The organism is Pseudonocardia sp. DxW (genome assembly GCF_058448985.1).
Genome location: NZ_JBZFLK010000075.1, coordinates 1 through 1,270, shown reverse-complemented (window position 1 = coordinate 1,270; position 1,270 = coordinate 1). Strand labels below are relative to the sequence as shown.

Below are 1,270 nucleotides of genomic sequence, written 5' to 3'. Positions count from 1 at the left end.
TACGCGCACTGATGGCGCTACCACTACCGGCCGCCCCGACACCGCCGGTGCTCAGCGTCGACGACGTCGCGCTGCGCCGCGGGCGCCGCTACATGTCGATGGTGATTGACCCGGTCACCCACCGCCGGATCGACGTGCTGCCCGATCGGCGGGCAGCGACCCTGTCCGACTGGCTGCGTGATCGACCCGGGATCACCGCGGTCTGCCGGGACGGATCGGCCACCTACGCCGAGGCGATCACCGCCGGTGCACCCGAGGCGGTACAGGTCAGCGACCGCTGGCACCCATGGCACGGTCTCGGCCGCGCCGCCGAGAAGGTCGTGATCGCCCACACCGCCTGCTGGCGCCCCGCCACCGCACCCACCCCGACAAGCACGGACAGCGCACGCCCGGAGCCGGCGCTCGCGCAACGAACACGGGCCCGCCACGCCGCCGTCCACGCCCTGCTCAACCACGGTGTCGGTCTGCTCGACTGTTCCCGACGGCTGGGCTGGTCACTCAACACGATCAAGCGCTACGCGAGAGCCGCCCGGGCCGAGGAGTTGATCCGGCCACCGCGCTACAGCACTACTCTCGTCGACCCGTACCGCGATCACCTACGCCGCCGGTTGCTCGTCGATCCGCAGGTGCCGACCACCCAGCTCCTGGCCGAGATCCGCGAGCGCGGCTACACCGGCAGCGCGAACCTGCTGGTCCGCTACCTCAACCAGGGCCGGGCCCGCACCGAGCGGCCGGTGCCCGCGCCGCGCCGGCTGGTGTCGTGGATCATGACTCGGCCCGGCGACCTGCCCGACCCTGACCGCACCCACCTCGACGACCTGGTTGCAGCATGTCCGCAGTTCACTGCCCTGGTCGAGCACGTCCGTGACTTCGCGAGCCTGCTCACCCAGCGGCGCGGCACCGATCTGCACGCCTGGATGACCGCTGTCGACAACAGCGACCTGGCTCCGTTGCACTCGTTCGTCCGCGGCCTGAGCAAGGACCTGCCGGCGGTCCTGGCGGGCTTGACCCTGTCCTACAGCAACGGGCCGATCGAGGGCGCGAACACCAAGGTCAAGCTGCTCAAGCGGCAGATGTATGGCCGAGCGGGGTTCCCGCTGCTCCGGCAGCGGATCCTGCTCAGCTGAACCCGCCCGACCACCGAATCTGTGCCAGAGCCGGAGATCGGACAGTCCCAGTGGAGGCGAGGTTCTCCCGCGACGTGGTCGTCTCGGGCTGGTTGGTGAGCGTAGTAGTTGTGTTCGTACTCGACCGGCGGCACGTTGCCGAT

1 protein-coding gene is annotated in these 1,270 nt (G+C 70.1%); it reads left to right on the top strand.

The genetic code is table 11. The features are described from left to right. Positions 1–1,127, top strand: a 1,127-nt coding sequence (locus tag ACVJO7_RS34010) for an ISL3 family transposase (RefSeq protein ID WP_491676369.1), incomplete at its 5' end; no start/stop codon positions are given. Positions 1,128–1,270: the final 143 nt, after the last annotated feature.